General features: G+C 49.3%; 9 protein-coding genes. All 9 read left to right on the top strand.

Annotated elements, in window-relative coordinates; all coding sequences use genetic code 11:
* The first annotated feature begins 126 nt into the window (after positions 1-126).
* The 9 genes from ASG85_RS34125 to gcvPA all read left to right on the top strand — a co-directional run bounded on the left by ASG85_RS34125 (position 127) and on the right by gcvPA (position 14,239).
* Entirely contained in the window at positions 127-1,830 is a 1,704-nt protein-coding gene (locus ASG85_RS34125; protein ID WP_060649201.1) for an amylo-alpha-1,6-glucosidase, read from the top strand.
* 163 nt (positions 1,831-1,993) lie between these two features.
* On the top strand, positions 1,994-3,784 hold the full coding sequence (locus ASG85_RS34120) for a sensor histidine kinase (protein WP_082588358.1): 1,791 nt from the start codon (positions 1,994-1,996) through the stop codon (positions 3,782-3,784).
* Entirely contained in the window at positions 3,762-4,985 is a 1,224-nt protein-coding gene (locus ASG85_RS34115; protein ID WP_060649200.1) for a response regulator transcription factor, read from the top strand. The genes ASG85_RS34120 and ASG85_RS34115 overlap by 23 nt, the downstream gene beginning before the upstream one ends.
* 118 nt (positions 4,986-5,103) lie before the next feature.
* Positions 5,104-6,384 carry an ABC transporter substrate-binding protein gene (locus ASG85_RS34110; RefSeq protein ID WP_060649199.1) on the top strand — a complete coding sequence of 427 codons (1,281 nt, stop codon included), beginning with the start codon at positions 5,104-5,106 and terminating at the stop codon, positions 6,382-6,384.
* A gap of 69 nt (positions 6,385-6,453) precedes the next feature.
* Positions 6,454-7,407, top strand: a complete 954-nt coding sequence (locus tag ASG85_RS34105) for a carbohydrate ABC transporter permease (RefSeq protein ID WP_057302102.1) — start codon at positions 6,454-6,456, stop codon at positions 7,405-7,407.
* A complete protein-coding gene (locus ASG85_RS34100; protein WP_057302076.1) occupies positions 7,404-8,216 on the top strand; it encodes a carbohydrate ABC transporter permease in 813 nt (270 codons plus the stop codon). Before ASG85_RS34105 ends, ASG85_RS34100 begins: the two co-directional genes overlap by 4 nt.
* A 626-nt stretch (positions 8,217-8,842) precedes the next feature.
* Positions 8,843-11,989 carry a glycoside hydrolase family 2 TIM barrel-domain containing protein gene (locus ASG85_RS34090; protein WP_060649197.1) on the top strand — a complete coding sequence of 1,049 codons (3,147 nt, stop codon included), beginning with the start codon at positions 8,843-8,845 and terminating at the stop codon, positions 11,987-11,989.
* A complete protein-coding gene (locus ASG85_RS34085) occupies positions 11,982-12,764 on the top strand; it encodes an SDR family NAD(P)-dependent oxidoreductase (RefSeq protein WP_057302073.1) in 783 nt (260 codons plus the stop codon). Before ASG85_RS34090 ends, ASG85_RS34085 begins: the two co-directional genes overlap by 8 nt.
* A 74-nt stretch (positions 12,765-12,838) precedes the next feature.
* Positions 12,839-14,239 (top strand): aminomethyl-transferring glycine dehydrogenase subunit GcvPA, encoded by a 1,401-nt coding sequence (gene gcvPA, locus ASG85_RS34080; RefSeq protein WP_164484206.1) that lies wholly within the window; start codon positions 12,839-12,841, stop codon positions 14,237-14,239.
* Positions 14,240-14,251 lie beyond the last annotated feature (12 nt).

The raw sequence follows: 14,251 nt of genomic DNA, 5'->3' as shown, positions 1-14,251 counted from the left end.
CTCGCCCCATCGCAACCATCAACACGCAACAAATTACCTACCCATCACAAACAACTGTCGGTTCTTCCCCAGACCTCCTTTCGGTACAATGAAAGCGCATACTGTTTTCGTAAAGGAGAATGAATCATGAACTTTGACCTGAACGTTGTTCCTTTCAGCCGGAGAGAATCCTTTCTAGCAATCTCGATTCTGCCTGAAGCTCAAGATAGACAACAAGGCTTGTATCTGCGTACCGTTCGTGGCGGCGACGATAAATTTGGCGAGGCGTTTCATATGGATATGTTGGATGAAAACGGTCAATCCGTGTCATTCCAGGCAATAGCTTGCCCGGAGCTGATCCGGCTTGAATCGACGGCAGGCTTAACGGCTGAAATTTGTATCTCCGATCGCCGAACATTTCGAATTCGCACGAAAGGTTGTGGAATCCGCTTAACCTTCCGCACGGCTGCTTACGATTACGCTTATCAAGCAGCCTCCAGCAGCTGGGAAGTAAACAGCTTTACCCATGAATGCAGGTTCATGCTCACCGCGCTGGTTGGCGACTTGAAGATGGAAGTGCCATGGGACAAAATCAAAAGCTCCTATGTAATCGCAGATTTCTTACCTGACCGCAAATCGGGTATATCCGAGTTTGCTTTAGAAGAATTCCACACCGTGTGGGAGCCGCGCTCTGCTTGGGAATCCTTCGATGGCGCTGTGAAGCAAGTGAAGGAAGAGTTTAATAAATGGCTCGATTGCACGCTGCCTCTGCCAGAACGCTGGCAGGATAGTCGGGAGCTTGCGGCTTATATCACGTGGTCCTGCCTCGTTCCAGATGAGGGGTGCCTGACCAGACCGGCGATGTATATGTCGAAGAACTGGATGACGAATATTTGGAGCTGGGATCACTGTTTCAATGCGATGGCGCTTGTTCGCCATGATCCGAAGCTGGCATGGGATCAATTCATGATTTTCTTTGACCGCCAGGATGAGAGCGGTTTGATTCCTGATTTCATCAATAATAAGTATGAGCTCTGGAACTGCAACAAGCCGCCGATACATGGTTGGACGCTTTCTTGGATGATGGCCAGAACGGACTATATTAAGGATGCGCAGCTTCGGGAGGTCTACGGACCACTCTCCAAATGGACGAAATGGTGGTTCCGATATCGCGACGGCGATGGAGACGGGATTCCGCAATACAATCACGGCAATGACTCTGGCTGGGATAACAGTACAGCCTTCAATAATGGCATTCCAGTAGAAAGCCCAGATTTAGCGGCCTTTCTCATTCTTCAAGCAGAACTGCTCGCTGAGATTGCGGGACTGCTCGGGCATGCGGAAGATGCCAAAGAATGGCGGGGGCTTGCTGAGGGCACACTGGAAAAGATGATTAGCCATTTCTGGAAAGATAGCCGCTTCACGGCCTGCCGCTCCGGCACGCATGAGTTATCCGAAGGGGACAGCCTCCTCTTATTCGTTCCAATCCTTCTGGGCAAACGTCTGCCAGAGCCGATCCGCACAGCTTTGCTGAAGGGGCTAAGGGATGAAGATCGTTTCTTAACCACTAATGGTTGGGCGACAGAGAGCGTGAAAAGTCCTTTCTACAATCCGGACGGCTATTGGCGAGGTCCGATCTGGGCTCCTTCGACCATGCTGCTCGTGGAAGGAGTGGCCGCGGCGGGTGATCGTGAGTTGGCAGAAGAGGTAGCGCGCCGATTCTGCACCATGCTGGATCACAGCGGAATGGCCGAGAATTTTGACGCGATTACGGGACAAGGCTTGCGTGATCGTGCCTTTACATGGACATCGAGTGTGTTCTTGATTCTAGGTAATGAATACACAACCTAAATAAAACCTGCACTTCTCCCTGCTATAAATTAGCAGAGGGGTGGTGCTTTTCCCGTTTCGGGGATCGGATCTCATAATGGTATGGTGAAGCCAACGCCGTCAGGGACTCCCTCATGGATGGAGGATACATTGTTCGCTGAAAGTGTTCCATGCTACACTTCAAATGTATGATTTTATAGAGAAAGCTCAAGGGGAGGGTGCGATCATCAAAGATTATTTGCTTAAGCGACTCAATATCCGCCTTTTGTCTGGCTCTTATAGGAGCATTCGCACGAAGCTTCTCTTCTGTTTTCTCATTGTAACGATAATTCCGCTGCTCTCACTTGGGGCCTTGTCTTATTACCAGTCCGCGAAGGTCATTAATTCTCAGTTTGGCAAATATGGGGAGAACGCTGTGGCGCAGTTGGAGCAGCAGATGAGTTCTTATTTGAATCGGATGAATCAGACGACGGAGACGGTTTATTCCTATTTGCTTGATCCTGCAAGGGTTGATCTAGGGAACCAGGTTCCGACGACTTATAAAGAGATTATGGATAAGGATGATTTTGAAGTTCTTCTGAAAGCGCTTAAAACCGACCGAACGACAGGCATCTACATTATTACCAGTTCCGGTTACTATTATGGAGAAAATAATCTCGATGTGTCGAAGCTTAGCCGTATTCCGGCTTGGCAATCCATGTCGGATGCTAATGAAGGGAAGTACTGGCTGGGTTTCTATGCTCAGAATCATGGGATGAAAGAAACCGAAGATTCCGGGATGCCCGTCCTGGGCTTAGCTGTCCCGATTAACAATCCATACGGCGCGCTGCGGGGCAGCAAGATTCTTATCGAGGAGAATGCGGAAGATCTGCTTCATATGTTCAAGCTGTTCGAGAACGATACGAAGGCTCATCTCAGAATAGCAGATCCGCAGGGACGAATTATATATGAGACAGCAGCTGCCTTCACTTCGCAAACCAGTGATATCGTTTGGAACAAAACACTTGCAGCTAATCATTGGACGATTGAGGCGAGGCTGCCTTCCCAGTCGTTTTATCGCTCCTCCAGCATTATAAGATCGAATACGATTATGGTTGCTGTAGCTTCATGTCTGCTAGCCTTTGGGCTTGCGTATCTCTTCTCCTCCCGATTCACCGCGCGGATTCGCCGTCTTAAGGATGCGATGCAGAAGGTCAGCTTCGGTAAGCTGCATACGAGGACTCAGGTCGAAGCCAAGGATGAGCTGGGCATTTTGGATACAAGCTTTAACAATATGGTAGGCGGCATTCAGACTTTGATTGGCGAGGTTGAACGGAGCGAGCGGCTCAAGAAGGAAGCGGAGCTGAAGGCCTTTCATTATCAGATCAACCCGCATCTGCTCTTCAATACACTTAACTCTATTCAATGGAAAGCTAGGCTTCAAGGTGCGGAAGATATCCGCCAAATGCTTTACCATCTCACGATGGTACTCGAAGGCAATCTGGATATCTCGCAGGAGCTGATACCGCTCGGTAGAGAGCTGCGGATGATTGAGCATTTTCTGAAAATCCAAGAGGTCCGATATGGCCCCGTTTTCAAGTATGAACTGGCATGCGATGAACTGCTCAAGCGTTATCTGATTCCCCGCATGACACTGCAGCCTTTATTCGAGAATATTTTCTTCCATGGCTTCGAGGACGGCAAGGGCTTAATCCGCTTATCCATTCGGGATGAAGGCAATCATTTGCTGCTCACACTTTCCGATAATGGAGCGGGTATTCCAGCGGACAAGCTGAAGCGGCTGCTTCGGCCAAGCGATACGAGTCGTAAGGGCAGGGGAGGTCTGGGTGTGCAGAATGCCGATCAGAAATTCAAATTGCATTTTGGCCTGCAGTATGGGTTAACGGTGGAATCCAACCAGGGTGAAGGGACAACGATCATCATAGAATGGCCTAAGAAGGAGGAGAGTCCGCATGGAAACTATCAAGAGCATTAAGGTGATTATCGCAGATGACGAGAGCATCGTCCGTAAAGGACTTCGTTCCACGGTTCCTTGGGATAAATACGGGATGGAAGTGGTGGCGGACGCTCCGAATGGCCGCAAAGCTTGGGAAGCTTTCCTTGAGCATCGGCCTCAAGTCGTCATTACCGACATTGTTATGCCCGAAATGGATGGCATTGAATTGTCACGCCGAGTCAAGGAAGCAGCACCCGATACGAAAATCATTCTGCTCAGCTGCCACAGGGATTTCGAGTACGCTCAGCAGGGTATGAAGCTGGGAGCAGCTGGTTATCTGCTCAAAACCGCCTTTGAGGATGAGGAGCTGGAAGGCATGCTGGCGAAGTTTCAACATGAGCTTGCGATAACTCCTTCGGCACCAACAGTCGCCCCGACAGTTAGCAGCGAAGACGAAGATGAGCGGCTGGGTACCTTGCTTTATGCTTGGCTGAATGGCCATAATGACAAGCTTGTTGGGGAGATGGAGAAACGTACCGGCGAGGTGTGGTCTTTCCATGGTGAACCGGTTTATGTCTTTTTGATCAAGACTTCCGGGTGTGAGGCGTCTTGGCTCGATTTGTTGAAGGAAGCGCTTGAGGAGGATCGCCAGCTGTGTAAAGGGGCAGTCATTCCATATGGGGATGAGCGCTGCTACTATATTGTGCCCGAGTCGCTTCTGAATGCTGCGGAGAGCTTGCTTGTGGAGAGAAAGAGCGAGAATGCGAAGCTACAGTGGGCCAGAAGAGGGCCGCTCACAAGCACAGAGGAACGTCTTGAAGCGTTGTTAGCCCTGCATAAAGCAGCGGAATTGGAGAAAGCCTATGGCGTAACAGCCGCAGATTGGCCGGAGCCGATCTGGAAAGCGGTTAAGCTTCTGCATGACAACCCGGCGGCTGAATGGTCTGTCAGCGATGTAGCTGGACAGGTTGGGCTCAGCCGAAGCCACTTCTCTATCATATTCAAGAAAACGCTGGGAGACAGCTTCGTTGTTTTTCAATACAAACGTAAGCTCAAGCTGGCCTACGGATTATTAAAGGATACGTCGCTCACGATGCAGGATATTGCTGAGCGCACAGGGCTTGGAGATAGCAAATATTTCAGCAAATGGTTCAAGCGCTGCACTGGCCAAACGCCAAGTCAGTACCGAGCCGAACATAAAGACGGTACCCTCCGAACATATGGACACCCGCCTCGGTGAATCGAACAAAAACGCACAAACATTCGAATAGTTATCGGTTTTGAACCGCTTTCATTTTAGTTATGATGAAAGCGGTTCAATTATTATATACTCATTCACGGATAGGGGAGCTGACAGAATGATCAAGAAACTTTCACTCATTGTTCTTACGACTGCAATGGCGATGACTGCGCTTACAGCATGCAGCAGTAATAACGAAGGTACGACTAGCAAGGCGACAGAACCGGCGAAAGGTAACGATGCTGCCAAAGAGAAGACGCTTCGATTCGCAACATGGGATACCGGGGATGCGCTTAAGATCGAGCAGGATATCGCGAAGAAGTTCGAAGCGAACCATCCGGGAACGAAGATCCAGGTAGAAGCGTACGCCGACGGTTTCGATCAGAAGCTAGCTGCGGGTTTCGGCGCTACGAATCCTCCGGATGTGATGTACATGTGGGATTTTCCAACGTATCATCAATCGCTTGAGCCGCTGGGCAGCTACGCTGACGGGGATAAGGACTTGAACAAGGATGATTTCTACAAAGGGTTGTTCAATTACGCGACGATCGAGAACAAGCTCTATGGCATTCCAGCAGGCTTCACGACTCGTGTCGTGTACTACAACAAGAAAATGTTTGATGATGCTAAGATTCCTTATCCGAAGGATGGTTGGACATGGGATGATTTCCAGGATATTTCCAAGAAGCTGACGGATAAAGCTAAGAAACAGTTTGGTTTCGGTGTTCGAGCGGATAACGATACGTACGATTTGCAAGGTTTTGTATGGAGTAACGGCGGCTCTTATATCTCTAATGACGGCAAAACGATAAACGGCTTCATGAACAGTAAAGCAACAGCCGGAGCTATTCAAATGTTCGGGGATATGGTCAAGAACGGTTCGGCCGTGCTGGCCGGAGGCAAAGGACAGCAAAGCGGTGAGGATATCTTCAAAGGCGGCAAAATCGCCATGTGGGAAAGCGGTATCTGGCCGCTGGAATCGTTCAAGGAAGCAGGGATTGATGTAGGGACAGTGGAGATGCCTGCTTTTCCAGGCAAACCAGTCAAAGGTGTGATTGCTGAATCTGCTCTATCTATTGCGAAGGATTCGAAACAGAAGGATCTAGCTTGGGAGTTTATCAAGTATTATGTTGGGAGCGAAGCGATCAAGATGCGCGTATCGGATTTGCCGGTCAGAGTAAGTGTCGTGAACGAGCTTAAGAAGGATCAGGATCCTCTGTACAAGCCGTTTTACACAATGCTGCAGCGCTCCGACAATTCGCCGGCATTCCTGCTGAGTGCCAAGTGGAATGAAGTGAACCGTCAGCTATCTTCGGCCGTAGAAGCTACCGTGCTTGGCAGTAATGCGCAGGATGCGCTGGATCAAGCCGTCAAAGACAGCGAGCGTTATTTGAAATAAGATTTCTACAGAAAGAAGGTTAGGGAGATGGCTCAGACCTACCCGCAGCAAGCAAACGCAGGGAAACCAATGGCCAGCCTCAAGCCTAGAAGGAAACTCAGTTGGGGTGGGGTAACTCCCTACCTCTTCATTTTTCCATGGATCTTCGGATTCCTAGTGTTCACTTTAGGGCCGTTGTTATTCTCGCTTATTATTTCATTTTTCGATTGGCCAATTGTAGGTAAAGTGCGCTTTATCGGATTAGACAATTATGTGGATATGTTTACGAAAGACCCGCTGTTCTGGAAGTCGTTCGGCGTGACAATCAAGTTCGCAGCGCTGTTTGTTCCACTCAATATAGCGGTTGCGCTTGGACTAGCGATTCTGCTTAATCAGAAAATTCGCGGCAGCGCGATTTTTCGAACCGCGTTTTACCTACCCTCTGTGATCTCGGGCGTGGCGCTAGCTATGATTTGGTCTTGGGTGTACAGCGGAGATTACGGTATTCTGAATTATTTTCTGTCGATTATCGGTGTTCAGGGTCCTGACTGGTTGAATAGTAAACAATGGTCTCTTGTAGCGATGGTCGTTGCCAGCTTATGGGGACAAGGCTCGATGATGCTCGTTTTTCTTGCAGGGCTTAAGGGGATACCAAAGGATCTATACGAATCTGCTTCCATAGATGGTGCGGGTAAGCTCAGACAATTCTTTAGCGTTACGATACCGATGCTTAGCCCGACAATTATATTCAATCTGATTACGTCCATTATCGCGGCGTTCCAACAGTTAACCCTTGCGCTCCTGCTCACAGGAGGCGGTCCGATGAAATCAACGTATTTTTACGCGATGTATATGTACGAGAATGCCTTTAAGTTTTTTAAAATGGGTTATTCCGCAGCAAACGCATGGTTCATGTTCCTTATTGTGCTCAGTCTGACATTCCTTGTATTCAAGTCGTCAGAGGCTTGGGTGTTCTATGAAGGCGAAATGAAGCAAAAGTCACAGAAGAAAGTGAAATCCGGCGGAAGGAGGAGGTCAGCATGAAACGGATAATCGTCTATACGATGCTGATTATCTGCTCGCTGCTGTTCGTCGCTCCGCTGTTCTGGGCGGTGACGACGGCGGTGAAATCGCCAGCGGAGCTGTACCTTTTCCCGCCAAAATGGATTCCTTCGGTTTGGAAATTCAGTAATTTCGCCGAAGCATGGACGATTCAGCCTTTTAACTTATTCCTGAAAAATACCGTCATCGTGACGTTGATGTCAACGCTCGGCCAATTAATATCCTGTACGCTTGTAGCCTACGGGTTTGCGAGATTCCAATTCAAAGGGCGCGATCTGCTGTTTCTGATTGTGCTTGCTACGATGATGATCCCTTGGGAAGTCACCATGATCCCGCAGTATATGGAGTTTAACTACCTCGGCTGGATTAATACGCTCAAACCGCTTATTGTTCCGTCGTGGTTCGGTTCGGCTTATTATATCTTCTTACTGAGACAGTTCATTCTGACGCTTCCTCGCGAGTTGGATGAGGCGGCAACGATCGATGGGGCTAACAAATTTGCCATTCTTGTGCGGATCATTGTCCCGCTCATGGGACCATCTCTCATCTTAGTCGGCGTGTTTCAGATTATGAGTTGTTGGAACGATTATCTGGGACCGCTCATTTTCCTTAATGATCAGTCAAAATATACACTGACGCTTGGATTGTCGCAGTTCAAAGGGATGTTTGGCGTCGACATGCAGTCCATTATGGCCATTACCTGTCTGATCTCCATTCCGCCGCTGGCTGTGTTCTTCTTCGCACAGCGCTATATTGTCGGTGGAATTGCGGGTACGGGGATTAAGGGGTAGGTGGCTTAGGAGAGGAAGGTCATCACTTTAAGCTTGGCGAGATCCGGTCCGCTGTGGAGGTGCTGTTAAGCTTTCGTGAGGTAGATAGGCTTCAGGTGATTACTAATGTTGTATTTCATACAACAATTCACACGCCCAAAGGCAATTTTGCAACTTGAAGTTGTAGTTTGTACAACATTTTTAGCCCGTTTGTTGCGAAATGGCCTGTATAGGAGCAAATTGTTGTATTTCATACAACAATTCACACGCCAAAAGGCTATTTTGCAACTTGAAGTTGCAGTTTGTACAACATTTTTAGCCCGTTTGTTGCGAAATGGCCTGTATAGGAGCAAATTGTTGTACATGATGCAACAATGTACGGAAAAAGCGCGATAACGGCAGTAATTGTTGCACTTTCTACAACATCATTCAACCCGCGCACATGGATTCATTCATCTAGCAACCTCAATTGAGCATAGTTGAATATTGAACCCGATCAAAGACATCTCCATTGCAGAGCAAGATTAGATGAATGAATCGACGGTCTCCTTATTCCAATGGATACGCGTCGTGTGGACCAGATTAGGTTTTTTTGAGCAGAAGGTTAATAGAGACATATAGATAGAGATTCGAGAGGAGAGGCAGCTATGCATAACGAGAAAGTGGCACGTGATTGGGATAATCTAGCGGTGTTAGAGCGAAATCGCACGAAGAGCCGCGCATATTTCATCCCACATTCCGATCAAGCCGGAGCTTTGAGCTATGACCGAGGGAGCTCGCCTTGGTTCAAATCTTTGAATGGCAGTTGGAAGTTTCATTATGCGAAGGGGCCTGAATGGGCGCCGGATGATTTTTACCTAGAGAATTATGACTTGTCTGGGTGGGATAAGATCCAAGTTCCGAGCCATTGGCAGCAGAAGGGTTATGGCCATCCGCATTATACGGACTTATATTATCCGTTCCCGGTTGATCCTCCGCATGTGCCTAATGATAATCCGACAGGCAGCTATGTGCGAGAGTTTGAGCTTCCACAGCATTGGGACGGCAGAAAGCTGGCCGTGAAATTCGATGGCGTGGATAGTGCATTCCATGTATGGATCAATGGGACATTCGTTGGTTACAGCCAAGGAAGCCGATTGACGTCAGAATTTGATCTGACACCGTTTGTGAAGCAGGGAATCAATCGTATGGCGGCGCGCGTCTATCAATGGTCAGACGGCAGCTATCTGGAAGACCAGGACATGTGGTATATGAGCGGTATTTTCCGGGATGTGTATCTGATTTCGGAGCCGTCCTCCATACGGATCGTGGACTATCGAATCGTTACTGAACTGGACGCGGACTATAGCGATGCGACTTTATCAGTTCAAGTTGAGCTGCATGGAAATGTATTGCAAGGGAAACTCCAACTGCAGCTTCTGGATCATGAAGGTGTACATGTTGTTTCAGCTGTAGAAAAAATCACTGACGGCGGTGCTGATCAGAAGATTCTGTCGTTTTCAATGCCAGTCACAAAACCTTCGCTTTGGAGCGCTGAAGCTCCAGCTCTATATCATTTGACGATAGGCGTAGTGGATCTGAACGATAAAGTGGTGGAGACGGTTGCTCAGCGAGTTGGCTTCCGCAAGATCGAAGTGAAGGACGGCCAGTTTCTGGTGAACGGCAGGGCGATCATGCTGAAAGGCGTAAACCGTCACGATCACCATCCGGATACAGGACGCACGGTGACGCTGTCGACTATGATTCAAGATGTGAAGATGATGAAACAGCATAATATTAATGCGGTCAGAACCGCTCATTATCCGAATGATCCGCGGTTCTACGATATTTGTGACGAATATGGTTTATATGTCATGGAAGAAACGGATTTGGAAACTCACGGCTTCGAGCCTCTGGGCAATATTTCACGGCTAAGCGATGATCCTGCTTGGCAGGAAGCATACGTTGACCGCGTACGCCGCATGGTAGAGCGTGATAAGAATCATCCTTCTGTCTTGTTCTGGTCACTTGGTAATGAATCCGGCTTCGGCTGCAACTTCCGAGCGATGTCGGCGTGGTGCAAACAAGCAGATCCAACGCGGCTCATTCACTATGAAGAAGATCGCGAGGCGGAAGTGTGCGATATTGTAAGCACCATGTACTCCTCCGTAGAGAAGATGGCAGGCTTCGGTCAGCAGGTTGATCATCCTAAACCGCATATCCTGTGCGAATTCGCTCATGCCATGGGGAATGGTCCAGGCGGACTCAAGCCGTATTTTGATACCTTCGATGCTCATAGGAGACTGCAGGGCGGCTTCGTCTGGGAATGGATCGACCACGGTATCCGCAGGAAGACAGCGGATGGTAAAGACGACTACGCTTACGGCGGAGATTATGGCGATGTGCCGAACAACAGCAATTTCGTCATTGATGGTCTTATTCGTCCGGATCGGACACCTTCCCCAGGTCTTATTGAATACAAGAAAATTATTGAACCTGTTAGGGTCGAGTATATAAAAGATGATTGCATACGCATCATGAATCGCTATGATTTTATAACGCTTGATCACCTCTATGCAGATTGGAGTGTGACGGTAGATGGGCGGACTGTCCAAAGCGGTGTGCTTGTTCTGCCGCGAATTGGTCCTGGCGAAAGTGCAGAGGTGTATGTTCCCGTTAGAGCAGATCTGCAGCTAGCCTTATTAGATCCGAATGCGGAGCGCTGGTTGAATGTAGGCTTCACGCTTGCGGCAGATTGCATCTGGGGTGAGCAAGGACATGAGGTAGCTTGGGCACAGCTTGCTCTCGAAGCAGTTGGGAACGCAAATGATGCGTCTGCTTATGAAGCAGTTAGTTTGCCAATGCGGAGCTTATCCTGCACAGAGGAAGGGCGTCGACTCATCCTCGCAAACGATTCTTTCCGAATGGCATTCGACACCCGGCGGGCAGGAATCAGCTCGCTGCGAATGAACGGCCAAGAGCTAGTGAACACGGGGCCGCGTCTTAACTTCTGGCGTGCACCGATTGATAACGATATGTATGTCCTGCCTGACTGGTACAAGGCTCATCTCAATAGGCTAAGCGAACGAATAGATAATTGTCGCTGGGAGCGGCTGGATGAGGGTACGATTCGTATAACTTGGGCGTCTCGCATTGCACCCCCGGTATTCGACTGGGGCTTCCGATGTGAAACGACTTACACCATAACAGGCTCAGGTCTTATCGTCATTGACGTTCAAGGCGTTCCAGAAGGCAAGCCGCCTGCTATGCTTCCTAAGATTGGACTCCAACTGGAGATACCGGGAAACATGGACGCTGTGAAATGGTACGGACGTGGTCCGGGGGAGAACTACTCCGACAGTAAGGAAGCAGGACGGTTCGGTGTGTATCGGAAGTCTGTAGATGAACTATTCACGCCATATATTTATCCGCAGGAAAACGGCAACCGCACAGATGTAAGGTGGGTATCCATTACAGATGGTGCCGGAATCGGTCTACTCGCGGTAGGAGCACCAACACTTGAATTCAGCGCACGACGCTATACCGATGCTGACTTAGAAGCAGCCAAACATGCAAGTGATCTTGTTCCACGGGATTTCATTACACTCAACCTGGATTACAGGCAGAATGGTTTAGGCAGCAACAGCTGTGGACCAGCTCAATCCCCGGAAAACACAGTCACATCAGAAGCATTCCATTTCCAGATGCTGCTTAAGCCCTATCTATCCGAAGATACCCTACCTGAGCGGTTGAGCCATCAAATGAGACTAGAAGCGAAAGAGAAACATCTACAGGAGGGTGCAAACCATGCTTAACGCACAAGACGTATTGAACTTAACGGGAAAAATAGCAGTTGTAACCGGCGGAGCCTCAGGGATCGGCCTTGCGACGGCTGAACTGCTTGCCAGCTTTGGAGCTTATTCCATCCTTCTTGATATTAACGAAGATCAAGGAGAACAGGCGGTAGCTGGAATTAGACAGCAGGGTGGCCAAGCGAGTTTCTACCGCTGTGATGTGTCTTCCTCTGCCGATTGCCAGCGTGTTGCAGCAGAAATTGATGCTGCACACGGACGAATTGATATTTTGTTCAACAATGCTGGGATTATTCGTCGTAAAACGGTCGTTGAGCTGGAAGAACGTGATTGGGATTTGGTTATAGATGTTTCCTTGAAGGGTGTTTATCTCCTGTCCAAATCTATCATTCCGATCATGGAGCGAGAGGGTGGAGGCAGCATCATTAACTCAGGCTCCGGTTGGGGCCTAAAAGGCGGTGACCGCGCTGCTGCCTACTGCGCTGCCAAAGCAGGCGTTGTGAATTTAACGCGGGCTATGGCTATCGATCATGGCGTCGCTAACATTCGCGTGAACTGCGTATCGCCAGGCGATACGGACACGCCGCTGCTGCGTGATGAAGCGAAGCAGCTTCAGCGAAACGAGGCCGAATTCCTAGTCGCCTCGGCCGGTGGCCGCCCGCTAGAGAGGCTCGGAACACCGCGAGATATTGCGAATGCGGTCCTATTTCTAGCGAGTGACATGTCTTCTTGGGTAACGGGAAGTGTGCTTGTTGTAGATGGCGGGGGCATTGCCTAAGGGCAATTCGTGTCTATCTCCGCTTGGTAGTTAAGAATCTATGAGTTATACAACGATGAATGGAGGCGTTACCTTTGCCTAATAACAGAACATATGCCCATCCTTATATACCGAATACCGTGCCTGAGGTTCGTGATGCGATGCTGAAGGAAATCGGCCTGACCTCGATGGATCAGCTTCATGACGCCATTCCAGACAGCTTGAAGCTGAACCGGGAGATGAAACTCCCGCCAGCTATGACGGAATACGAGCTGCGTCGTCATATAGACGGTCTGCTTGCCAAGAACAAGCACGGTGCCGCTTATTTGAATTTCCTTGGAGCGGGCTGCTGGCAGCATTTTATTCCGGCTGTCTGTGACGAAATCAATCAGCGTTCCGAGTTCGTTACCGCTTATGCCGGTGAACCCTATGAAGATCACGGACGATTCCAAACCTTGTTCGAGTATCAAAGTCTAATGGCTGAGTTGGTTGATATGGACGTCGTTAATGTCCCTACCTTCGACTGGGCACAAGCGGCTTCAACAGCGATTCGGATGGCGGGCCGCATCACAGGCCGCAGTGTTGCACTGCTTCCAAAGTCAGTCGATCCCGACAAAGTCATGATTATCAACAACTACTGCACACCCGTGATGGAACTGCGTTTTGTTGAAATCAATGAGGCAACCGGCAAAATGGACTTGAATGATTTGCGCAGCAAGCTATCCAGTGAAATAGCTGCGGTATACTTCGAGAATCCGGGCTACCTCGGTATCATCGAAGACCAAGGACAAGAAATTTCGGAGCTTGCCCATTCTGTGAATGCCATCTCCATCGTTGGCGTGGACCCTATCTCACTTGGCGTTCTTCAGCCTCCGAGCCAATATGGCGCAGATATCGTCTGTGGAGATTTGCAGCCACTGGGGATGCATATGAATTACGGCGGCGGGCAAGCCGGGTTTATCGCGACGCGCGATGAAGAGACCTACGTCATGGAATATCCTTCCCGGTTGTTCGGCATCGTGCCAACGGAGGTTGAAGGCGAATATGGCTTTGGCGATGTAGCCTATGAGCGCACATCCTTCGCGCTTCGTGAGAAAGGGAAGGAGTCCGTTGGTACCCAGACCGCATTATGGGGCATAACCGCAGGTGTCTACCTATCCTTGCTTGGGCCAACCGGTATGCAGGAGGTCGGCGAGACCATCATGCAGAAGTCGCAATACGCGGCCAAGAAAATCTCCGCCATTCCAAGCATTTCCCTTCGGTTCGCAGAAACAGCTTTCTTCAAGGAGTTTGTTGTTGATTTCAACGATACAGGCTTGACCGTCGCTGAAATAAATGCGCAACTATCCGAAGCGGGAATATTCGGAGGCAAAGATTTGTCCGCTTCTTTCCCGGCATGGGGACAATGTGCCCTCTACTGCGTTACTGAAATTCATTCGCAGGCTGATCTAGATCGTCTAGCAGACACCATTCAAACCATCGTTCGCAAACCGTGATCGATTTATATA

Source organism: Paenibacillus sp. Soil724D2 (assembly GCF_001427935.1).
GTDB lineage: Bacteria > Bacillota > Bacilli > Paenibacillales > NBRC-103111 > Paenibacillus_E.
The sequence above is the reverse complement of the archived record's forward strand: the minus strand, read 5'-3'. Positions and strand labels throughout refer to the sequence as shown.

What these genes read in the sequence shown, in the direction of transcription:
- ASG85_RS34125 (WP_060649201.1), top strand. Translation starts at nt 127, where the DNA reads ATGAACTTTGACCTGAACGTTGTTCCTTTCAGCCGGAGAGAATCCTTT.
- ASG85_RS34120 (WP_082588358.1), top strand. Translation starts at nt 1,994, where the DNA reads ATGTATGATTTTATAGAGAAAGCTCAAGGGGAGGGTGCGATCATCAAA.
- ASG85_RS34115 (WP_060649200.1), top strand. Translation starts at nt 3,762, where the DNA reads ATGGAAACTATCAAGAGCATTAAGGTGATTATCGCAGATGACGAGAGC.
- ASG85_RS34110 (WP_060649199.1), top strand. Translation starts at nt 5,104, where the DNA reads ATGATCAAGAAACTTTCACTCATTGTTCTTACGACTGCAATGGCGATG.
- ASG85_RS34105 (WP_057302102.1), top strand. Translation starts at nt 6,454, where the DNA reads ATGGCCAGCCTCAAGCCTAGAAGGAAACTCAGTTGGGGTGGGGTAACT.
- ASG85_RS34100 (WP_057302076.1), top strand. Translation starts at nt 7,404, where the DNA reads ATGAAACGGATAATCGTCTATACGATGCTGATTATCTGCTCGCTGCTG.
- ASG85_RS34090 (WP_060649197.1), top strand. Translation starts at nt 8,843, where the DNA reads ATGCATAACGAGAAAGTGGCACGTGATTGGGATAATCTAGCGGTGTTA.
- ASG85_RS34085 (WP_057302073.1), top strand. Translation starts at nt 11,982, where the DNA reads ATGCTTAACGCACAAGACGTATTGAACTTAACGGGAAAAATAGCAGTT.